Origin of the sequence: Microvirga arvi (assembly GCF_016892765.1) — a bacterium.
GTDB classification, from domain to species: Bacteria; Pseudomonadota; Alphaproteobacteria; order Rhizobiales; family Beijerinckiaceae; genus Microvirga; species Microvirga arvi.
This window is the reverse complement of record NZ_JAFEMD010000004.1, coordinates 189124-210429: the sequence shown is the minus strand read 5'-3', so window position 1 is coordinate 210429 and position 21306 is coordinate 189124. Positions and strand designations below refer to the sequence as shown.

Annotated in this window: 18 protein-coding genes and 1 tRNA gene; 13 read left to right on the top strand and 6 right to left on the bottom strand. The window is 60.5% G+C overall.

Annotated features, from left to right (window positions below):
- The first annotated feature begins 227 nt into the window (after nt 1-227).
- Together ILT44_RS04315 and ILT44_RS04310 are read left to right on the top strand one after the other, a co-directional pair.
- A complete protein-coding gene (locus ILT44_RS04315) occupies nt 228-470 on the top strand; it encodes a hypothetical protein (RefSeq protein ID WP_204238340.1) in 243 nt (80 codons plus the stop codon).
- Between the two features lie 1019 nt (nt 471-1489).
- Nucleotides 1490-1708: a hypothetical protein gene (locus ILT44_RS04310; protein ID WP_204238339.1), complete on the top strand. Its 219-nt coding sequence runs from the start codon at nt 1490-1492 to the stop codon at nt 1706-1708.
- A gap of 241 nt (nt 1709-1949) precedes the next feature.
- Here the strand turns inward: ILT44_RS04310 and ILT44_RS04305 are convergent, their stop codons facing one another.
- Together ILT44_RS04305 and ILT44_RS31845 are read right to left on the bottom strand one after the other, a co-directional pair.
- On the bottom strand, nt 1950-2087 hold the full coding sequence (locus ILT44_RS04305) for a hypothetical protein (RefSeq protein WP_204238338.1): 138 nt from the start codon (nt 2085-2087) through the stop codon (nt 1950-1952).
- 1343 nt (nt 2088-3430) lie between these two features.
- Nucleotides 3431-3610 carry a LuxR C-terminal-related transcriptional regulator gene (locus ILT44_RS31845; protein WP_204238337.1) on the bottom strand — a complete coding sequence of 60 codons (180 nt, stop codon included), beginning with the start codon at nt 3608-3610 and terminating at the stop codon, nt 3431-3433.
- 447 nt (nt 3611-4057) lie between these two features.
- Here ILT44_RS31845 and ILT44_RS04295 point away from each other — a divergent pair, with 447 nt between their 5' ends.
- From ILT44_RS04295 to ILT44_RS04285, 3 genes are all read left to right on the top strand, one after another.
- Nucleotides 4058-4768, top strand: a complete 711-nt coding sequence (locus tag ILT44_RS04295) for a response regulator transcription factor (RefSeq protein WP_204238336.1) — start codon at nt 4058-4060, stop codon at nt 4766-4768.
- Between the two features lie 359 nt (nt 4769-5127).
- Nucleotides 5128-7164, top strand: coding sequence for a sensor histidine kinase (locus ILT44_RS04290; protein ID WP_204238335.1), 2037 nt, complete (start codon nt 5128-5130; stop codon nt 7162-7164).
- A 417-nt stretch (nt 7165-7581) separates the two neighbouring features.
- On the top strand, nt 7582-8541 hold the full coding sequence (locus ILT44_RS04285; protein ID WP_204238334.1) for a GGDEF domain-containing protein: 960 nt from the start codon (nt 7582-7584) through the stop codon (nt 8539-8541).
- Nucleotides 8542-8741: 200 nt separating this feature from the next.
- Here ILT44_RS04285 and ILT44_RS04280 read toward each other — a convergent pair whose 3' ends face one another.
- Nucleotides 8742-9836: a replication protein RepA gene (locus ILT44_RS04280; protein ID WP_204238333.1), complete on the bottom strand. Its 1095-nt coding sequence runs from the start codon at nt 9834-9836 to the stop codon at nt 8742-8744.
- 808 nt (nt 9837-10644) lie between these two features.
- Here ILT44_RS04280 and ILT44_RS04275 point away from each other — a divergent pair.
- A complete protein-coding gene (locus ILT44_RS04275; RefSeq protein WP_204238332.1) occupies nt 10645-10908 on the top strand; it encodes a hypothetical protein in 264 nt (87 codons plus the stop codon).
- Between the two features lie 125 nt (nt 10909-11033).
- Entirely contained in the window at nt 11034-11675 is a 642-nt protein-coding gene (locus ILT44_RS04270; protein WP_204238331.1) for a hypothetical protein, read from the top strand.
- A gap of 46 nt (nt 11676-11721) precedes the next feature.
- On the opposite strand, the gene ILT44_RS04265 is transcribed toward ILT44_RS04270, so the two are convergent.
- The 3 genes from ILT44_RS04265 to ILT44_RS04255 form a co-directional block, all read right to left on the bottom strand.
- Nucleotides 11722-14694: a DNA translocase FtsK gene (locus ILT44_RS04265; RefSeq protein WP_239467883.1), complete on the bottom strand. Its 2973-nt coding sequence runs from the start codon at nt 14692-14694 to the stop codon at nt 11722-11724.
- Nucleotides 14695-15302: 608 nt separating this feature from the next.
- Nucleotides 15303-16301: a 3'-5' exonuclease gene (locus ILT44_RS04260; RefSeq protein WP_204238330.1), complete on the bottom strand. Its 999-nt coding sequence runs from the start codon at nt 16299-16301 to the stop codon at nt 15303-15305.
- Nucleotides 16302-16648: 347 nt separating this feature from the next.
- Complete coding sequence (locus tag ILT44_RS04255; RefSeq protein WP_204238329.1) at nt 16649-17254, bottom strand: peptidoglycan-binding domain-containing protein; 606 nt, start codon at nt 17252-17254, stop codon at nt 16649-16651.
- Nucleotides 17255-17892: 638 nt separating this feature from the next.
- On the opposite strand from ILT44_RS04255, the gene ILT44_RS04250 reads away from it, so the two are divergent.
- The 6 genes from ILT44_RS04250 (at nt 17893) to ILT44_RS04225 (ending at nt 21055) form a co-directional block, all read left to right on the top strand.
- On the top strand, nt 17893-18102 hold the full coding sequence (locus ILT44_RS04250) for a cold-shock protein (RefSeq protein ID WP_204238328.1): 210 nt from the start codon (nt 17893-17895) through the stop codon (nt 18100-18102).
- Between the two features lie 160 nt (nt 18103-18262).
- Nucleotides 18263-18886 (top strand): hypothetical protein, encoded by a 624-nt coding sequence (locus ILT44_RS04245; RefSeq protein ID WP_204238327.1) that lies wholly within the window; start codon nt 18263-18265, stop codon nt 18884-18886.
- Between the two features lie 153 nt (nt 18887-19039).
- On the top strand, nt 19040-19363 hold the full coding sequence (locus ILT44_RS04240; RefSeq protein WP_204238326.1) for a hypothetical protein: 324 nt from the start codon (nt 19040-19042) through the stop codon (nt 19361-19363).
- Between the two features lie 321 nt (nt 19364-19684).
- A tRNA-Cys gene (locus ILT44_RS04235) sits at nt 19685-19758 on the top strand.
- A 132-nt stretch (nt 19759-19890) separates the two neighbouring features.
- Nucleotides 19891-20151 carry a hypothetical protein gene (locus ILT44_RS04230; RefSeq protein WP_204238325.1) on the top strand — a complete coding sequence of 87 codons (261 nt, stop codon included), beginning with the start codon at nt 19891-19893 and terminating at the stop codon, nt 20149-20151.
- A 175-nt stretch (nt 20152-20326) separates the two neighbouring features.
- Nucleotides 20327-21055, top strand: coding sequence for a cytochrome c biogenesis CcdA family protein (locus tag ILT44_RS04225; RefSeq protein WP_204238324.1), 729 nt, complete (start codon nt 20327-20329; stop codon nt 21053-21055).
- Nucleotides 21056-21306 lie beyond the last annotated feature (251 nt).

Here is a 21306-nt window from a genome sequence, read left to right as displayed (position 1 = left end):
AGGCTGGTCCAGCCCATCAGGGTCAGGAGGATCGCCCGAGCCCGATCAGCCTCGCCACGATCCCGCGACCGGCTGAGCTCCTCCAGTTCGCGCCGTTGCTCGCTACTCGCCACAACAGGGGACCTGCCTGCCATGATCCGCCTCCCGCATCCAATCACGCTATGGAATCATGGCCAGCATCCGTTGGCCACCCCGCTGAAACCTGCTTAGAATCAGGGGCATTACCAATGAAGATCAGCGAGGCACAGCTTCGTACACTCAAGCTGCTCCATAAGACGGCAGCGCGCCGCATCTATCGCTCTAAGCGACCGGATGATTACAGCTGGATCCATGACGATGCTCATGTCCCGCTCACCGCAACACTGCACAAGCTGTTTTGCAGCGGACATGCCACGATTTGCGACAGCGATAGGGATATGGCGGTTCTCACCAGCAAGGGCCGTGCGTTGGTTGTTATGCGGGGCTCGTAATCGATGCCATTGATGGCGTGCTTCGCATTCCGTAGCACCCATACAACGCAAGTCCGACATCGACGGTTTGTTCACGGTGGCTGGAGCAGGATGCCTGCACCGGGCGCTTGACGTATCAGCCCCGTTCGTGCGGGGCACTTTCCCTCTGCAAGCGCCCCGGCTGTGGGGCCTGCACCCCCCCTCGGCTGGAGCATTTTCAATCGCCTTAGCATTGTGGTCTGGATCGATCACCCACCCTGAAACATGACAAGCAGTGCCCTCCACGGCAGCTTGCTCGGGCTTGCTGTCACCACCATCCACTATCTTCATCGTGCCTGACAGAGAACATTCCCCACAACATACCTTCTCATGTCATGGGCGGACTGGCCACTGGTATGCTGACAGGCATCAGCCTGTTTATCGCTGGCGCGATTCTCCGGAACCTCTTCTGCTCGTGCGGACGTGGTTCGGTGCTCAGTCGTGGCTCAGAAGATGGTAGGCCAGCACGGCTAGCCCCAAGGCGTTCAGGACGGCGAATAGCAGCAGAGTGATTTGAACTTTCCGGTCATGCTGGGTCAGTTCCGCGTTGATCGCCCCCAGCTTCCGCCGCTTGGCGAGCTCTTTGGCCTTCCTTTAGGTGAGCCCAGCCGATGCCAGCCCTGCGTCTTCGATAACATCCGACCGGATGGCCTAGCCGCCATGCGCATGCGTGACAATGCGGATTCCCGTTTTCATAAGGTTCAGTATGGAACGCCGCGCTGGCTATTCAGTAAAGCGAGCTCCGGACAAGACCCAGGCGTGCTCGCAAATACCAGGGACGCTGCAAGCGCAACACAACAAGAGAGCAAAGTCAGCTCCCCAACAAATAAGTATTATGGAGTGCCACTTTTGATATATAGCCAAATCAGGAACCTTGGCCTTAGCGTGCTTTTACTTTACGTCTGGGTGTATATCGCAATATCAAAATGACTATACTGCGATATAATTTTCAGAATAAAGCAAGTCCATAAAGTAAAATATCCATCTCTGCGGGGGCAAGAATGGTTTATCAGATCGAGCATGTCGCTCGTGCATTCTATGATACTGTGCACGACGGGAAGTTATGGGATTTAGAGTTCGAAATTATCAAGGAAGAATTCCGCGCTTTCGCTAGTGAAGCTATAGATCTTCTTCATCAACACCAAGAGCGAAGCCTGATGGAGGCGTTCTGCTCTGTTGCAATCCCCAAAGGTCAGGTTGAGATCTCGAGCGCAGCCTAGATCCGTCATCCCGGATTGAAGGAAGCGGGGCGCCCGGAGAGGAACTTCTCGTGGACTTGCCGAAACAAAAAGTCCCTCACGGTGCGGCGTGAGGGGCTTGAAGTTAGGCGAAGGCTAAGGGTTGCGAGGCCTTCGGGATAATTAACGGTTTAAGACCAACAGTTATTCCATCTGCCGATCCATAAGGAGAACGGACGCGGAGCAGAAGGAAAGCTATGGGTAGCGGCTCGTCCGCGGACGCTTACTGTTGGGCCACAGCGGCCGCCGGGCTCCAAATCCGGGTCAGGACCGGCGATGCAATGATGCGGGTGATTAGCGCAAAGGTCGTTGCAATCAGCCCGCGGCGTCCATAGAGAGCGATCAGATCACGGTGTTTCATCTGGCACCTCACGGTCACGCCTCTGCGCGAGTGTGCGCAGGGATGGGGAAAAAGCCAGAGGACGTCGTTAGCCGAGAGAAGGTAAGGGCCGCAGGTACGCCGGACCAGGCCTGAGCAGGGTATCCGGCGCTTCTACAGCCCCATGATTGAGCGGGATCGGTTCGGGACCGTGTGCTTGGTGCGCAACTAGGGCCCGGTCGGCACCACCGGGCAGGAAAGGATGAGGTCTTCGCCGATGAGATCGAGGCCGGCCAAACGCTCGAGGCGGTCGCGAGAGCGAAGCGGGGTACAGGGATTTGTAACTGGCTGGAGCCAGTCGGTACCACAAAATGATAGTCAATGAGATGCCGATGACAATGAAGTGGCCTGCTGTCACGAGAACGGAGGCCGGGATTTCATCTTTCTTGCAATAGCAGCCCACGGCCAACGAAACCGCTGATCAATATACCATGGTTAACAGGGATCTGCAGACTGGTGTCGTCTCAGGCACGACTTTGTCCTGTACGCGAGGTGACGCAGCCTAGGCCGTCGTCATGGTGGGCATCGTGGCTTTATCCCCGGGTGGGGCAAACCCGAACATGAACACGAGCCTGCATGTTGTTCCTTCTCGACTGTACCCCAACGCTGGTGGACCAAACAGGGTATGAGGATCGGCGACAGGTAGGCTTGGCTGCCTCTGATCTCCACGATCCTGTGCGGTAGGCTCTCGGATCTCTCGGAGGCCAGTAGATCACCATCGCGTCAGGTTGTATGGCATGGCTCGCCACGGATGTGGGCATCCCGTCGCGTCTGTCAGGTCCGCTCTAGGCCTGATTCCGAGTACTTGCAGAGGCCGCAGGCATAGCGCCCGTTCTCATGGGGTCGAGGGCTGCAAGACAGGGCGGTGTTGTTGCTGATAGCGGTTTGCGACGGCCCTCGGCAGAGAGCCCTGCCTGCGCCTGCTATACCAGGCTCTACCGCCTATTTTCGTTAGTTCCTCGGCGACGACTTCCACCTCCTCGTCAGTCATGCTGCTCGTCTGGCGGCGCGGCTGGAATCATGGCCAGCCTTGCGGTCGGGGAACAGGGCCTGGAACAGGTAAAAGCCGTTCAACTGAACGCCAACAGCGGCGGCCTTCTCACGGAAACCCGGTGGCGCCCTGTCCGAGGTGCCGAGCGGGACTCCAGCAAGCCACTGTTCTGAGGACAGGAAGCTTGGCAGGGGGGCGATGTTCAGCCACGGCACAGATTAGTTGCGGCCGCTGCTTGTTGCGAAAGAGAGAATACGCGTACTCGCGCACCTTTGGTGTGGCGTTGTCCCGAGCAACTGACAAGGCACTTCCCCGTGGGTGGTGCTCTACAAGCTTAGCAAACGGCCTCTGACGAGCATCCCGAGCGCTTGGCCTGGAGCTTTCGCAGGATTGATTTGACGTGATCCTTTACGGCCACCTCGTCGAGGCCGAGCTGGGAGGCAACTTCCTGCGTCTGTGCGCCTGCCATCAGCAGCCATAGTGTGTCGGTCTCTCCTGGAGACAGGGTGGACATGTTAGAGGTTTTGAGTCTATTCACGGTTGGAGCTAGTCCCGGCAGGAGAGACGGCTCTTGACGGTGGGGATGTGTTCCCGCTCGGCGCGGATCCCGAAGCTTGTCCTGCGCCCAAACCTCCGCACCGGCACCGACTGAGCTTCGATCGGCCTCTCGACGCTTACACTCATACGCAAAATCGACCTCGATCACAGTCGCTTGGACCGTACCCTGAGGCTCCTGACGGCCAGGAAGAGGCTCATTCGAAGAGACCTCCTTATCCCTGATATTTCCGATATGGACATCGCATTCGGCCATTGTCTGTCCCCGAATTCGCCCTTAGCCCCTAAAGAGTAGTCCGGCAGATGGTGCGTCTTCTGTCGGCTTTCCGACGCAGCCTGACGATTTGCGGTAGAGTTTCGTCAGGGAATTGTTAGGGTATGTTAGGAATCCCTGAGACGAGCATCTATGAAACATCATATCCTCGTGGTCGAGGACGATGAAACACTCCAGAGGCTGTTGGCGTTCTGCCTCGAACAGGAGGGCTACAGGGTCTCCTGCGCCGGCTCGGCCAAGGAGGCGCATGCCCATCTGGAGAGCCAGGATCATGATGTCGTCCTGCTCGATCTCGGGCTGCCCGATGAGGACGGCCTGGTGCTGGCGCGACAGTTACGCACCCGATCAGAGATCCCGATCATCGTCCTGACCGGCAACCAGGACCAGGAGACGTTGGTGTCGGCACTCCAGTTGGGCACGAGCGACTATCTTCGAAAGCCTTTCGATCCACGCGAACTGACTCTCAGGATCAGGAGCGTACTCGCCCGCTCCGGTGTCTCCCCGCAGTCGTTGACGTCGCATGAGCCGACGCTGATCTCATTCGACGGCTGGACGCTCGACCTCCGGGCGCGCAACCTGCTCGCGCCTGACAAGAGCGAGGTCGCCCTGACCCCGGGCGAGTTCAGTCTTCTGTCCGCGCTTCTCAAACGGCCCGGCTGGGCACTGTCGCGCAATCAGCTGCTGGATGCGATTGCCAATGGGGACGATCCTCCGTCACCTCGAATGATCGACGTCTTCATCTCACAGCTCCGCGGCAAGATCGAGGTTGACGGCCGAAGGCCGACCTTGATCCTGTCCGTACGGGGATACGGCTACAAGTTTGGCGGCACCATCGGTTCGTAGCCGCTCGAGACGGTTTCATCCTCGATCAGCTCAGCTCCCCGCCGCCGCTCACCTCTCTGCCCCCGCTGTTTAGCCTTGCTCAGGCTACGTTGAGGAGTTTGATCTTGGAGCTTCGGTCAATTATGCCGGTGCCAAACGATCATTGACGAACACCGATTGAGACATCTCATCGGTCACACAACAAGGCACTGCATCCCTGTTCCAGGCGCGCTCAAGGGGAATTGAATTTGGCCGTTCACCACATTCGAAGGAACATCAATGTCCTGATTGCCTGTTCTATTATTGCATCGGCTGTCATTGCCTTGGTTGGTCTCGCTTCCACCAAGTATATCTATGACCATCTTGAAGAGACCCACCTGATGGCTCGTGCCCTTCGGGTCCAGGGTCAAATCGACATCCTTCATGACGCCATCGCAGCCGACGTCCTGTTGTTTGCTCATCGGCGCGACCGCACATCCGTCACGTCTCAGCTGAAGGAGGACATCGAACACATGACCGAGAGCCTGGCAAGGCTCGAGACCCTGCCCTTGCCGGGCGAGATCACACAGGCGGTGACCCGCATCCGGCCTGATCTTCAGCGTTACATGGCGGCATCGAGCCATCTGATCGATCAGGTCCAGCGCGACCTTCCCGTCGATGATGCGGATATCCATACCATTGAGGCGCAATGGCAGGCCCTGGAGGCTCCCCTTGCCGAGATCTCCCGCCAGTTGATGGGCATTGCCAACCAAATGCGGGACAACGGTCGGTCGGCTTTCTGGACTGCGCTCGGTTTTCTTGCTCTGTCGTCAGTGATCGCGATCGCGGCCATGACCTCTGTCCTGTTCAGGTCGTCTCGCGCGCTCCTGACCGCCAACATTGAGCTCCTGACCGCCCGGCAGGCCGCCGATCTGGCGGCCAACACCAAGTCGGACTTCCTTGCCGCCATGAGCCACGAAATCCGCACGCCCCTGACCGGCGTGCTCGGCATGGCGGATCTCCTGGGAGCAGAGGATCTGACCCGGCGGCAGAAAGGCTATGTGGATGCCATCCGGGCCTCCGGGCGGCACCTCATGAGCATCATCAACGACATCCTCGACTTCTCCCGGATCGAGACGGGCAAGCTCGAACTGGAGCACATTGACTTCTCGCTTCCCGAGTGGCTCGAGCGCCTGCGCTCGCTGACCTGTCCGCTGGCGGTTGATCGGGGCTTGGAGCTTCGCTTCGAGCTGTCCGAGCACTCGCCCCCTGTTCTCAGGGGAGACCCGAACCGTCTCACACAGGTCCTCCTCAACCTGGTCGGCAATGCGATCAAGTTCACCGAGCAAGGCAGTGTCACGCTCCACGTCGCCCACCGGCCTGAAACCGAAAATGGGCTGCGCTTCCGCTTCGAGGTGCGCGATACTGGGATTGGCATCGCCCCGGACCAGCAGGCCGAGCTCTTTACGGCGTTTACTCAGGCGGACCGCTCGACAGCGCGCCGGTTCGGCGGCAGCGGTCTCGGTCTGGCGATCAGCAAACGGCTCGTCAACGCGATGGGTGGGGAGATCGGCGTCAACAGCCTCCCGGGTGTCGGCAGCGTCTTTTGGATCGAGGTTCCATTCGCGCTCGGTGACCCGGCCGATCTGATGAAGGCGGCCCACGTTCATTTCCCCCAGGCCTCGCCATGTCGGATTCTGGTTGCAGAGGACGTGGCGATCAATCGGGATCTTCTCAAGGACGTGCTCACCCGGCAGGGGCACCGGGTGATCTTTGCGGAAAACGGAGCGGAGGCTTTGGCCTGGGTCGGGAAGGAGACTTTCGACCTGATCCTGATGGATGTGCAGATGCCGGTCATGGACGGCATCGAGGCGACGCGCCGGATCCGCAAACTCGATGCACCCGCCCGCAGTATCCCGATCCTGGCGCTGACGGCGAATGTGATGGCGAAGGAACGGGAACAGTATCTTGCAGCCGGCATGACCGAGTGCCTGATGAAGCCGATTGATTGGGTCCAGTTGGCCGCCGCCATTGCGCGGCATTGCGGTAAAGGGCTGGCGGTTGCCTCATCGGGCGAACCATTCGACGACGAGGCTGATGACGTCCCTCTCGTGGATCACCAGATCCTTGACCGGTTCAGCCCCTACATGTCCGGCGAGCAACTGGCGTCCTGGCTCAGTCGCGGCATTGAGGACGCGGAGAGGTTCTATGAGCACATGGCGGTTCCGTCCGCGAACCCAGATGAGCGGACGAGAAAAGCGCACAGCTTGAAGGGTTCTGCCGGCACCTTCGGGTTCGCCAGGATCAGTCGGATTGCAGCGGAGATCGAGGCCACGGTACCCAGTGCTCGTGAGAGTGAACACCTGATGGCGGACCTCGACGGCGCGATTGGGGCGACACGCGCCGAACTTCGCCAATCCGGTTTGATCCAAGATTGATACCCGCATGATCAAGCTCTGACCTTTGGCCTGAGCTTCATGGGCGAGAGGGCTGGCAGCGTATCGTTACTGCGAGCGCTCGTCTGCGGTCAAACTTCGGGGATGGATACTGCTGGGCTACTTCCAGCGGTGGGTTCTGCTCCACTTAAGATTGAGAGAATGTCAGAACAAAGTCCGTGTCACTTCGGCGCATGCCGCGGACCATGGTCCAGGTTCGCAAGCGCCGTGACGTCATTTGCGTTCGGTGCTTTGTGGCTGTCATTCAGAAGAGAGCCTGTCATGCCCTGCCTTTGCGCAAGTGCAAGACCAAGAGGCAGCCCAGGAACAAAGCCGGGGACGGGGCATTCCGGGACAGACCAGCCGTCTACGGCATGGTATGGCCGGAAAGCCTGTGTGTTCGCTGACCTGCAGACCCCAATGACTGCGTTTTGCCCGGATCTCGATGATGAAACCCTCCGCTGCCTCGTGGAGGCGCTCACCAAGAGCGGTCAGGCGATTTCCTTCTATGACGCCGAGGATCGCCTGCGCTATGCCAACGAGACCTACCAAGGCATCTTCCTGCAGGGGGGTGAGGGCCCCTTCACGTTCATCGAGATCCTCCGCCACGGCGCCAGGAATGGGATCGGCGTGAGGATCGATGAGGGCGACGTCGAGGCCCTGATCGCCCGAACCTTGCCGCGGTGCCGGAGCCAGCCTCGCAAATCCTTCGAGACGGACTTCCGTGACAGCCGCTGGTTCTGGATGGATCACACGATCCTGCCGAACGGCTGGGTGCTCACCGTCGCGGCTGACATCACGGGGTTGAAGCACAACGAGAAGACTCTGCGCCAGGCCCATGAGGAGGCCCTCGCAGCCGCCCGCACCGACCAGCTCACCGGGCTGCCGAACCGCCGCCATATTCTGGACCTTCTCAATGCCGCACTGGCGGCAGGCACGGCCACCAGCTCCAATTTGTGCGTGGCCGTCATCGATATCGACAAATTCAAAGGCATCAATGACACGCATGGCCACGAGGCCGGCGACGCCGTTCTTCAGCATTTCACCCGCGTCTGCCGCGAGTGGCTGCGGGTACGGGATCACCTGGGCCGGATGGGCGGGGAGGAGCTCCTGCTGTTGCTGCCGGAGGTCAGGTTCAACGAGGCCGTGCGCATCGTCGAACGGATCCGAGACGGCTTTCCTGCGGTTCGGCCCAGGAGCGACTCGGTCGCGGTGTCGTACACCTTTAGCGCAGGCGTGACTGAAGCACTGCCGCATGGCAACCGCAGCTCGATCCTCTATCGCGCGGATCGAGCCTTGTACGCTGCCAAGGCCGCGGGCCGGAACTGCACCAGGATTGGCTTCGACCACGACATGCCACCAACGCCGGTCTCCTCTTAGAGGTGGAACTAGATCAGCGGAAGCGGGAGCCGGGCTGAGAGCGCCAAGTGCCTCCCTCGGCGCCGAACGCTCATCCCGGACGTTGCCTGATCCTGATGGACGATCCCTGGCGTCGTTGCCTCGGCCCCCTACGCGGGTGGCGGAGGTGTCCATGGAGTTCGCTCGACAGCGAGACATGGCGCGAATCGAACTCTGCGCACCTAAGCTGCTGATGCCGCAGGTTTTTCGGATTTAGGACGCTTGGGAGGAACAAGCAACTCGCTGGGATCGGTCGGGAGCAGGAGCATGCCGCCATCGTCAAGCGACACCCGCAATCGGGGGAAGACCTCCTTGATATGGGCCAGATCTCCCTTGAAGGCCTGCTTGAAGCTTCGGATGCTGGCGTTATCCGAGCCAAACTGCTGGTGCAGATTGTCCCAGGACAGCCTCAAGGGCCGCTGCACGGTCCGCAACCGGTATCCCATCCAGAACAGCATATCCAGTTTCCGCGCCGAACCGGCAAAGGCCCGCGCCGCCCGGATGTCGACCGGAAGGGCATGCTGGATCAGGTTCTCATAAAAATCGGCGTGAAACTGCACGGTATTGGACCAAAGCAGCCCCTGGTCGGAATTGCCGGTCAGCCAGATGTCGAGTTGGCGAAAAGGCGGGACATTCAACGTGCTCGACCTTGAGGCCCCGTCCCATAAACCGATCTGCATGGTGCAGGCCGCGAGGCGGTTCAACTGTTCCTTGAACTGGCGCAGCGTACCGCGCTCGCCTCCGGTGACGGGAAACCCCATTTGCTTGATGAAGCCGGACAAGCTGTCGGCAACCTCGATGCGGGCGCTGCGCTGACGCACCGCCTCTGTGCACAGGTGAAGCAGGACCAATCGAGCTTTGGGCCCATACGGAAGACCTTGGACTTCCATCTGGCCGGTCTTTGGGTTCTTGAGGCGCCCGGCCATGATGCTGAGGGTGTTCCGCCCATACTCGCGGAAGAACTCGCGTTCGCCCTTAGGCTCGCGATAGGGCAGGCCGCAGAGAGCAAGAACGCTATGAATGTGTTGGATGTTCTCCGGGGTACTCGGCGTGGTTTCAATCACCTCGCGCACGGCATCACGGCGCCGCTGGTCACGGCTCATCGCAGCACGTCGCGCATCGACCGCTATCCGCTTCGCGTGCTCAGCATCACGCAAGGTCTGCTTGTGAGCAATATGTTCGATGATGGTTTTGAACATGAAGTGACCACGCGCCCGCTCAACCTCCGTCAGGAGATCGGCATCACGGATCACCGCAATCTGTTCATCGACGCTCATGATCGTCCTTACATTCGACGGCGCGGATTTGGGCTCGCGGACTCGCAACGTCCCCAAACCGGATTCGGGTCCGTCCTGACCACTGTCCGTTCGGAGTTATCCAGAGCTTTCGTCGGTGAGGCGCTGCTGGTGAGATCGGACCGAACGCTGCCTTGTCACTGCCATCACGGGTTGCGGCTAACCCGCGGGATAGCCGGTGCGTGATTGCGCAGAGTTCAATACGCAACAGACGATGCCAGAGTGTCCCTGCGTGTCACATCGGGCGAACCAAGAATACGCTGAGTTCGATACGCAGCCGGCGATCATCGTGTCTCAGGAGGGTCGCGTGTCTGACATCAGAACGGGCAGATTCTGACAACGCAGAGTCCAATGCGGATGCGTCGAAAATTATTCCTTTTTCTCCAAGTGCTTATCTTAGTAAGGGCGCTGAGTCCGATACGTTCATGCGCAGAGTTCGATACCCTAGGCGCCCGTTTGCCCGCTGACTCCGATACGCTGCTGCGCAGACCTCAATGCACGGCAACGCAGAGTTCAATACGTTGATGAGGTCTAAGTTCATGAAGTTCCGGAGGTTTCGGCCCTCGCATATACCTGACTCATAATCTTGCTGAATCTGAATCGATTCAGATACTTCCTTATGACCCGAAAACGATTTCGTTTTTGGCGAAAAAGTGTGTGGCTGTTGCACATCTCGGTACAAGCAGACACAGGGAGGGAGAGGAGAAGAGCCTCCCGCAGGCGCGGGCGAATCGAACTCTTCGCAGCTTGGTGGACCTCCGGGGCCACATGGCGGATCACGAGAAGAGCGGTGGGCATCTTCGGCGCAGCCCCCTCGTGGGATGCGATCATCGGTCATGACGGCTTTCATGCGGGCAGCGATGTGATAGGAGCGTTGGCGGCGGCCGAGAGCCGTACGCGCTCCTCCTGTGACGGGCGCGGCGTCGATAGCGGGACCTCGGTGGGTGCGCAGAGTGAGGCCACGATAGTCGCACCGCGCACGATGATCGAGGCCTGCTCGCTTTGCCTCACCCAATTCGCGGCTGCGAAGCCGCTCTGGCAGGTGGAACTCTGAGGATGGCGTCGTCCCAGCCCATCGCGAGGCAGGTTGCGGGGCCCAAGCCGAGGCCGTGTTGTCGAAGGTTCCGCCTGATTGGTATACCGCCGCTGTCGAAACGCTGATCGGAAAGGAGGTATTCGGTGGCACACACAACCAAGGTCATCGATGGCGACCTTCTCATGCTCCGGATCGTGTTCCCGGATGGCACGACAGCAACGGTGACAGCCGGCCGGGACGGCAAGAGCGTCAGCGTGGTTCCCGATGACGGGAGGATCGCCGAGAGGCTGTCGTCGATTTTCCACTGGAGCACCGACAAGGTCGGGGAACCAGGCTATCCGTTTACCAGCCTCAACCAGGTCATCTACGGCATGGAGACGCTGGCCCGGTCTGCAATGAGCGTGGAACAGTTCGTCGAGGGATTGCGGGAGGTGCTGGAGGTGTCCGACAGGCGCCCGACGCCCGAGGTCGGGATCAGAACTCCATCCTTCACTGTTGTGGACCTGAGCCCGAGCGGAAACGGGTGGTTTGTCGATGCCCGCTTCCAGAACGGGGAGCGATTCAAACTGGCCATCAACAAGGCCAGCATTGGCTGGGCCGCAGACCCTCCGGAATCCATACGCGACAAAGAGGTCATGAGGCTCCTGTCAGGGTTGAAGGGAGCCCGGGGCCCGACCGATGAGGAACTTGCGTTGCTCGTGATGGAGGTGGCGAACTACTCATCCGATATAGCCGGGTGGCTCCAAGGCCTGCACTCCGCCATCACTGACGAGTTGAAACCGTAGAGGGAGCCCCCGCCTTTATTTCGTGCCAGGCAGAAACCCGTTCATCCTAATCTTCGAACTCCCCACGCAGGATCTCGCGCTTGCCCGCATGGTTGGCAGGTCCGACGACGCCTTCCTTCTCCATGCGCTCCATGATCGAGGCAGCCCGATTGTAGCCGATCTGCAACCGGCGCTGGATGTAAGACGTCGAGGCTTTCTTATGCCGAAGGACGATGCTGACGGCCTGCTGATAACTGTCCGATGAAGCAAATCCGACGTCCTCCTCATCGAACAGTTCCGGCGCCTCGACGTCCTCCCCGTCTTCATCGTCCGCCGTCACCTCGTCGAGGTAGACCGGCTCGCCCTGGCGCTTGAGGTGGGCTACCACCTTTTCGACTTCCCCATCCGAGCAGAACGGCCCGTGCACGCGCGTGATCCGCCCGCCGCCGGCCATGTACAGCATGTCGCCCTGCCCTAAGAGCTGCTCGGCGCCCATCTCGCCCAGGATCGTGCGGCTGTCGATCTTCGAGGTCACCTGGAACGAGATCCGGGTCGGAAAGTTCGCCTTGATCGTGCCGGTGATCACGTCGACAGACGGTCGCTGGGTCGCCAGGATCACATGGATGCCGGCGGCGCGTGCCATCTGGGCCAAGCGCTGGATCGCCCCTTCGATCTCCTTGCCGGCCACCATCATCAGGTCGGCCATCTCGTCGACGATCACCACGATGTACGGCAGCGACGTGAGGTCCATAACCTCTTCCGTATAGGTCAGTTCCCCCGTGGCCTTGTCGAAGCCGGTCTGAACCGTCCGCGTGATGACTTCCCCCTTCGCCTGGGCCTCGGAGACGCGGGCGTTGAAGCCGTCGATGTTGCGCACACCGAGCCGGGCCATCTTCTTGTAGCGATCCTCCATCTCGCGCACCGCCCAGCGCAAGGCGATGATCGCCTTCTTTGGATCGGTGACGACAGGCGTGAGCAGATGGGGGATGCCGTCATAGACGGACAGCTCCAGCATCTTGGGATCGACCATGATCAGCCGGCACTGCTCGGGCGTGAAGCGATACAGCAGCGAGAGGATCATGGTGTTGATCGCCACCGACTTGCCCGAGCCGGTGGTGCCGGCGACCAGCAGGTGCGGCATGCGGGCCAGATCGGCGATCACCGGCTCGCCGCCGATGGTTTTTCCTAAGCAGATCGGGAGCTTTTGAGCTGAGGCCGTGAAATCTGCCGTCTCGAGCATTTCCCGCAGATACACGGTCTCGCGGTTCTCATTCGGCAGCTCGATGCCGATCGCATTACGGCCCGGGATCACGGCCACGCGGGCCGAGACCGCGCTCATGGAGCGGGCGATATCCTCGGAAAGCGCAATGACGCGTGAGGATTTGACGCCAGGCGCCGGCTCGAGCTCGTAGAGTGTGACCACCGGGCCGGGATGGACATGAATGACCTCACCTTTCACGCCGAAGTCGCGGATGACCTTTTCCACCCGTCCGGCTCTCTCCTCGAGAATGTCTTCAGTCAGTTCCTGTCCTTCACGCATCGGCGGCTCGGCAAGCAGATCAATCGACGGAAGCTGGTAACAGGCGAACCTCGCACGCTGGGGCGCTACGGGAGGAGGTAGCATAATGACCTGCGCCCCGGTGACGGTCTCCATCGTGGACGCGACCATCTCTGCATCCTGGGCCGGGATCATTTCCTCCCCGAGCCCGATTGCCGGCGCGGCCTCGATCACCTCGACAGGAGCGGCAGCATCCAATTCAGCGTGCTCCTCCAGCACGTGCTCCGGCGAGTCGTCTGCAGGGACAAGCTTATCCTCAGACGAGGCAATCTGCGGGATGGAGGCTGGCTCCTCCACGACAGCGGCTTCCTCGATTGCTGGGGCATCCGGCGCGCGTTGCAGAGCGACCTTCACCTCGGCTTTTAGCGCACTCTGGATGGGAGTGATGGTCTCCCCGTACAGGGCGAGGAATCCAAGGTCGACTTCCTCTTGAACATCCGTCGCCTCTGGCGCCACACCTTCGACGACCTGCATGAGTTCTGTAGCCTCTTCGGCGTGTCCGGAGGTCACAACCCCCAGGCTTCGATCCTCAATCCGTGCGGGTTCAGCGGCCTCGGATTGGTCATCCATGCCGGAGTCGGTTCGATCTTCGGTTTCCCCGTGATCCTGGTCCAGCTCCTGCGACGCAGCCATGCACCCGTCGCAGTATTGCGACTCCATGAACTCGGCTGCGGTGCTCTCATACACGCCCGGTTCCGGATCCCCGTCGGGGACAATGACATCCCTCTCCATGGCATCGGAGTCGCATTTCTCCGCGGTGGTTGCGGCCAGGGGCGCCTCGGGGAGTTCCCGCTTGTCAGCGACCGCGCCAGCCAGCGTGAGTAAGGGGTGCTTCAGCGAGACGTCGATGCGGTACAGCGCCGACTGAAAGGCCGACGGAACAAACATCATCGCTGGCATCGGGAGGAAGGTCATCAACGTCTCTGGCAAGGGCTGGGAAACCGTTTCGACGATCTCGGATACCGGGATCTCAACATCATGCGCCTCATGTGCGAGAGGCGGCTCGCCGTGCCCGGGCCCATCTGCCGCCTTGGGCTGCTCCGCTGAGGAAGCCGGGGGCGGTTGAACGACCGCCTGGGTCTTCTGGGTGAACGTCTTGACCTGAGGAGCCTCCATGGCGGCGCGGAGTCTCTCGATCCGCTTGTGGATCTCGTCCTCGGGCTTGTTCATCGCCAATTCGGCCAAGCGGTCTTCCTGCATCAGATCGCCCGTTGGCAAATCGAACACGTTCGTTTCCTGCGGCTTTCTGATGAACTTGTCGGGCGTACGCGTTGACCGCACGCCGTGGTCGATCGCGAAAGCCTGCCACCAGCCAGGTTCGGCTTGGCCCGTGGCCAGCCACGGCTCCTCCCAGTTGGGGTCGGGGCTGTTGTTCGAACTTGGGAAAGGCGTCGCCCCACCCTCATGCATTCTCTCAGCGGCGGCATCCTCGACCCTGAGAGCGGATGGAAGATAATCATTCGACATGAAGGTTTTACGCATGGACGCTAACAAAGCTCGTGAACGCGAAGGTGGGGCCGTCTGTAACCCACACACTCTGGATGAGGCCGGTAAACACCGGGTTATTGGGACGAGCGACCGTATGATGTCCTCAGGGGAAGACGGGTCGGTGCGTGTGCGGATCGTAGGTGCCGCGCGGGAGTTGGATGGAACGCCCGGATGCACCCTGGACCGGTGCCTCAACCGAGCCGGACATGCCTGCCAATGTGCTCAAGGGCGGGTCTGTCCACGCTGGTGGGACCACAGGAGGCCGCGCAGACGCCTGTGCTCCGCGCCAAGGCTGGGTCGGACGGGGTATACGCAGCATTGCTTACGACGATGGAAGCGTTAGCCCGGTCGTGCGAGATCACCAAGCTGGCTTGCCGTTCACCCGTCGGCCAAATTCTGCAATCGCTCGAAAGCACGACGGACGCGAGCACCAACGCGAGGTCTGATCCCGCAGGTTTCCGCCGTCGGCGCGATGATCCACAGGTGCTATCGGATGGTAGGGAACACGCAACACGACAGCACCGGGATTTGATTGAGCGGAGTACGCGTTCTAAGTTCGGTGTGGGTATCATAAACCGACTTCATGATGTGTCGTATGGCTATCAAGCGGCTCGAAAACGCTCAAACGCCGTGATCTGTTGCGTGAATGGCTCCACCTCACGGCGGTAGATTTCCTGCCGAAGAAACCTCAGCTCCGCCTCGTAGAGATCCTCGGCGATCTCGATAAACCAGGCCTTAGGGCGACCATCCCTGCCGTCGTTCCACCGGTAGCCCCGCTTCTTAAGTTCGTCCTTCATGTCGAAGGGGCTGCCTTCGGCCCAGATCCGCACCAAAGCCTTCCGGGCCGAGACCAGCAGATGTCCAAAGGGGGCTTGGCCTCCAGAGGGCAGAGGGGATGCCAGCACCTCAAGCAAGGCATGGCAGTCCTCAACAGCCCGGTGGCCTTGGTGGAACCAGCCGCATTGAGTCAGAAGGTACCCGAGCTTCGATCCTTCAAAGCCAAACCCGCTCCAGGCGATCTCGGAATGGGAGCAGGCCCAGGCTTTGACCTGGAAGCTCCTGGACAGGCGCTCACAGAAGGGGCGATCGAAGCGGGCATTGTGCGCGATGATGAGATCTGCCGCGTCAATGAACCGCTCGACCGCCGCAAGATCAAGCGCTTGGCCAGCCACCATCTCAGGCGTGATGCCGGTCAGGCGGGTGATCTCAGGGCTGATCGACACGCCCGGCTCGCGTAAGCCATTGAACGTCCCGATCACATCGCCGATCCGGCCTTCCTCATCGTACAGAAAGGCGACCATGCCGAGTTCGATCACCTCGTCGCGGGTGTGATCCAGGCCAGTGGTTTCGGTGTCGACGATAACGCCAATCTTCTCACCCTGACGAGGCGCACCCGAGACCACGATCGGACGGGGCTGCAAGCGGCGGAGGACACGATAGTCGCCGGTGGCCTCCAGCATCCGGGCGGCGGTCTCATGGTCGGGAGCTTTGAACGACTCGCTGCGTTGCCTGACCTTGATGACAATCTCATCAGCGGGTCTGGTCTCGATGGGACCCGGCGGTGCGTCGTAGTCGAAGAAAAGATCAGCCTGGCCTCGCATTCCCGCACCTTCCGCCCCGCCGATGGGCCAGGCTCACGCATGAGCCTGGCGGAGCAAACTAGCGGGATGCAGGTCGCCAGATCGTTAATGCGGGTGTGCCCGGTGGAGGCGCCTTGTTTAGAGCCCTGGGTCCGCCAAGTGCCGATCCGTCCTGGCGGTTGCCGGCAACCTGATGCCGGTATTCGGAGGAACTCCACAAAAGGGCCTGAGGTCCCTCAGGGTGACAGTGGCCCATCCATATTCTTGGGACAGCCCGCAAGGTGATCTCATTCGGCGTCGAGGTGAAATGCAGGCTTCCTCCGTGATCCACCTCAACTCATCGTCATTTCGACGTGTGGCGCTGCCTTCTAACGGGCGGCGACCTTGAGGGATTGGGTCAGTTGCTTCAGCGTCGGAGCATCAAGCTCGCTTGTCACAGTCAGTCCCTTGTCCCGCTGAAATGCTTCGATGGCACGCCGCGTGCCCGGCCCAACGACCCCGTCAGCCGTCAACTTTCCATAACCGAGCTTTGACAACGCTTTTTGTGCCGTGGCCGCAACTGCCTGTTTGGGATCAGGGGCCTTGCTCCCCACCGACCCCGTGGTGGAAACATCCTCATGCGCTTGTGACGCACGGTTGATCGCATCGCTCAGTCCCAGCTGTGCAAGGACAAGTTCGGACTGAACCTGATCACGGGCATCCGTGAGCTGGCTGAGTTCTTCACGGACGGCAGGAAGCTGAGCCTGCAACTGCTTCCAGTCGCCCATTGTCGCCTGGGCCCGAGTCTGCTCCGACAGTAGGTCCATTTGGATCTGGCTGAGACTGGCTACTTGTTCACGCAACTGGCTCTCGATGCTGGCTGAGGATTGGTTGACGAGGACAAACGCGCCCCATCCCGAGACGGCAATAAGAGCCAGAACAACGTTTGCGGCGCGGTGGATTTCGAGCCAGTGCGGCAACTCTCTACGAAACATCAGCAACTCTTCACACATCGGAATGGGACACAGGAGCGATTCCTCGCCGCGAACGAGGATGGTCGAGACTGTGGTCGGAAGATGGCCCAACCTGCCGGATTGAAGGAGACGACGAACGAACGGAGGCGCTTGATAATGGTATGGTTACCTGTCGGTTAAAACAGGGGTTTGCGGAGCCGCAAACGTATCATGACAGGGCGCCTGCTGATGGCAGTGACTTTGGTCAAACCCATGAGATTGAAGATCTCACCAGCATGGGTTCATCGGCGGCTGAATCATTCAGAGCCTGCGCGAGAATTGCTCCTGCATTGATGGTGGAGCCAAGAGGCGCTCTGTTCGGCCACGGGTATGTCAAACTCGAACTCGGCTTGACGCAGGCAACATCGTAGGCGTCACCCGTGTCTGATTTCCCATGACACTGCGGAAATAGGAACTTAGGTCTGGCTTGGACATATCAGGCGCAGGATGCTTGCCACCACACGAGCCTGAATCTACGCTTGTGAGGTTGATCCTGACCGAACGACGGAGCGACCATGCGTGGGACGACCGGGTGTAGGCTCCTTCTCCAGGCCAGGATCGACCGGGAACGTGATTGGTTGCATGCTCCTACCCGGTAGCAAGACAGAGGGAAGACATTCGTGGCGACAGGAACTGTGAAGTGGTTCAACGAACAAAAGGGCTATGGCTTCATCCAGCCAGATAGCGGAGGCAAGGATGTGTTCGTGCACATCAGCGCCGTCGAGCGCGCAGGTCTTCGCGGCTTTGCTGAAGGCCAGAAGATCACGTACGAGGTCCAGGCGGACCGCCGGACCGGCAAAGAGTCTGCGGTCGATCTCAGAACTGCTTAATGAAAAGGGGCGCAGGATCACTCTTGCCTTTCACCCTGAGCCGCTCCGCTTCGGGGCGGCTTTTCGTTTTAAAAAGACCTCCTACTCAAATTGACTTCGACGCTGCGGATCCTGAGCGCCATCGCCGTGTCGATCCGAGATCACGCTAAAGAGCGGAAATGTGAATCAAGTCCAGTACATTCAGAAAATGTGGGCTCTGATCCAGCGGATCGTGCCAGGGGCAGCTCAGGACTCAGGCATGCGCGCACCGCCGCCTTTGCAAAAAGACCAACAGGGAATGCGTTTAGGTATGAACGACCGAAGCATACCTGGTTTCCTCAGGGCGGAAGCCTCATCGCTTACACTGGTGGCCCAAGAGGACGACGTGGGCGCCGCGAGCCTCCAGCCACTCACTCCGACTGAATCTGCGAGCCGTGCTGCCGGCATGGACGCCTCCCTCGATATCCTGGCCGAGCAGATGTTCAGTCTGGTCGAGGTCGTCTCGGCTCAGGAGAAGGACATCAAAGCGCTTAAAATGCGGTGTCAACAACTCGAGGAGCATGACCAGGCAATCATGGTCGCTTTCACGACCTTCTTTCATGTTCTTGCGGCCAAGCGTGTCGCGAAGCTGGAGGACATCGCCGCCATTCTTCACAACATCATCCAAGTGGCGCAACGCGAGGCCTATCCGCCGGAATCCGTTCGCTTTCTTGAGGGGCTCGCAACCATGCTTCATGAGCAATCCGGTTCGGGAATGACCGAGGCGCAGATGCAGGATGGGTCTCAATCCGTGAGCAAGGATTGACGCCGGACAAGGGCTGATTGCCCTTGACGGCATTGTGTCTGAAAACGCCCGATTGCTCCAATCTCTGTAACTGTTGATTAACCGTGTGGGCGCAGTGTTTTCCCGCTGCTGGCAGAGCGCTCGCCGGTCAACTTGTTCAGGAGAATAAGACAGATGGTGGGGACGGCAGTCGCCGAAGGGATTGAGACGCGGCAAGAGGCCATTCAGGCTGTCGTGTCCCGGATTGAGCGGGGAAGCACCGAAGTCGACCTGCACGACCTGCAGACACTTCTTGTTAATGTGACAGGAGGGAGCAGGCGGGATCCTGGCATCGAGATGGCTGCCGATGACCTGTTCGCTGCGGCGGCGGCCGTGGTGATCGACCGAAACAGCAACTCTCAACCGATGGCGCGAAAGCTCCGCCTGCTGCGTGACGCAGGCTTTCGGCTTCAGCACAGGCTTGCCGGTGCCGCCGAGCGGACCGGACAGAGGCAATGAGAGGCGCCGCAACAGCGGCATCAGAGTCGAATGCGGGATCCGCGCCTGGAGGTTGCCGCTTGGGGCCCGACAAGGGATCCGGATTGTCTCAGGCTAGGGACCATCAGCCGAGGCCGCATCAATGGCGGTCACGAAGGTCGCCGCCTTCGCGCGAACCACAGTGGCGATTGCTCCGGACGAATGCGCCCACACGGACGTCCAGGGCTGCCACCGGAGTGTTCGGATCCGTCCCACGCGCTTGACCGCCTGCCGGGAAAGCACCCGTCTGAGAGGGCGGTTGCTCTTCGGGAGGCCCTCCACTATCCACCATACGTCCCGGATGGCCTCGTGGCGGAGTGGTTACGCAGAGGACTGCAAATCCTTGCACCCCGGTTCGATTCCGGGCGAGGCCTCCACCACCTGACACTCCGGCGATCATGGCGCGGAGTGCGATGCGCTGAGATGTCCGGTTCCATGTCGATCTTGTATCTTGCTCTCAGCGTCGGCATATGAAGCACGATTGAAGCAGAGCTTTGCAAAGAGGGGGTATGGACCCGCGCTATCCGCCCCATCCGGGCATCAGATTGATCCGGATGCCTCGCTGGGCCGCCGTTCTGGTGCTGATTGCTGCCGTCTCGCTGGGCCTTTTGCTGATGGTCCTGGCCGCCGGGGTCGCGCTGATCCTCATTCCTGCGGCCATCATCACCGGCATGATCATGCGGTGGCGGCTTCGCCGCAGGATGGCGCAAGCGCCCCGAACTGGGGAGATCATCGACGTCGAGTACCGCATCATCGAGCGCGAGAGGTAGTCGTCGTTTCCTGAACAGAATGGCCCGGAGCGTGGTCCAGCGTTCGGGGCAGGTCCAAAGCCATCCCTCCATTAATATTCCAACCGGACCACTCCCCGGACCACTCCATGGGGGCGGGTCAAATTCATGATGACCGCCGCCGAAGTGCTGGGCGGCAGGATGGATCACAGGTCCCATGCTCATCGTTTCCTTCCCGGCCGCGGCCGTTGACGGCCTCATCAGTTTCTTGAGCCCCTGCGTCCTGCCGCTGGTGCCGCCCTATCTGTCCTTCCTGGCCGGCACCACCTTCGACCGGCTGAGCGCGGGCGACGACCAAGCCGTCCGGAGGAGGGCGGTCCTGGCGGCGCTCCTGTTCGTGGCGGGCTTCTCGACCGTCTTCGTGCTGCTCGGCGCAACGGCCTCGGCGCTCGGTCAGGTGATCCGGCAGTATCTCGACGTCTTGAGCACCGTGGCGGGGATCGCGATCATCATCATGGGCCTGCACTTTCTCGGCGTCTTCCGAATCGGCCTGTTCTACCGCGAGGCGCGCTTCAGCGTGTCCAGGCCGGTCGGTCTCTGGGGCGCCTATGTGATGGGGCTGGCCTTCGCCTTCGGGTGGACGCCGTGCATCGGCCCGGTGCTGGCGGCGATCCTCACCGTCGCGGGCTCGGAGAACAGCGTGTCCCAGGGGGCCCTGCTGCTCGCCGCCTACTCGGCGGGCCTCGGCATTCCCTTCCTGCTCGCCGCCTTCGCCATGAAGCCCTTCGTGGCTCTTCTCAAGCGCGTGCGCTCCCGTTTCGGGCTGATCGAGAAGACCATGGGCGTCCTCCTCGTCCTCACCGGCATCGCCTTTCTCACCGGCTGGATCACCACCATGTCCTTCTGGCTTTTGGAGACGTTCCCGGCGCTTGCGACACTTGGCTGACCGGCCGCGGCACACCTCTCGGGAGGATGGGTTGGGACTCAGGTCTGATGGTCGCTCCGACCTCGGTCAGATGCCCAGCTGGCGTTCCCAGATCGCCTCGGCCCATTCTTCACGGTGCACAGCGGCTCAGAGACTGCATCGGAACGGTGCAGCCGCGCAAATTGCTTTTCGATGCAGAGTGAGATCGAACACGAGGGCCGCCTCAATCCGCAAGAGTTAGGACCTTCGTCGGAGCATCATTGCACTCTGGT